The organism is Brasilonema bromeliae SPC951 (genome assembly GCF_012912135.1).
Classification (GTDB): Bacteria; Cyanobacteriota; Cyanobacteriia; order Cyanobacteriales; family Nostocaceae; genus Brasilonema; species Brasilonema bromeliae.
In genome coordinates, this window is record NZ_QMEB01000398.1 from 1 (window position 1) to 576 (window position 576).

Sequence of the window (576 nt, forward strand, 5' to 3'; positions counted from 1 at the left end):
GCATGGGTGGCATGGGTGGCCACCCATGCCGCCCATGCCGCCCATGCCGCCCATATCAGGGGCACCGCCAGCGGGTTTTTTCTCTGGTTTTTCGACCACGACTGCTTCAGTGGTTAAAACCATTCCAGCGATGGAAGCGGCGTTTTGCAAAGCTGAACGCACTACTTTTGCGGGATCAATAATACCAGCAGCAATCAAGTCCTCAAATTCCCCAGTAGCGGCGTTGTAACCGATGTTGAAATCAGTGTCCAGCACTCTGGCGACAATAACAGACCCTTCAACACCAGCATTATCTGCAATTTGACGCAAGGGGGCTTCGAGCGATCGCGCCACGATATCAGCCCCAATCTGTTCTTCTGCCTCAAGAGTGTTTTTAACCTCTTGTACTTTCTTCGCCAAATGAATCAGTGTTGTTCCACCACCAGGAACGATACCTTCTTCCACAGCTGCTTTGGTAGCATTGAGGGCGTCTTCAATCCGCAGTTTGCGATCTTTGAGTTCGGTTTCTGTTGCCGCACCCACTTTTATCACCGCAACTCCACCAGCCAGTTTGGCAATGCGCTCTTGCAGTTTTTC

The 576-nt window shown here is 51.6% G+C and carries 1 protein-coding gene; it reads right to left on the reverse strand.

Annotated elements, in window-relative coordinates; translation table 11 throughout:
• Window positions 1–576: TCP-1/cpn60 chaperonin family protein (locus tag DP116_RS29875; RefSeq protein ID WP_281357490.1), on the reverse strand; the 576-nt coding region annotated here is incomplete at both ends.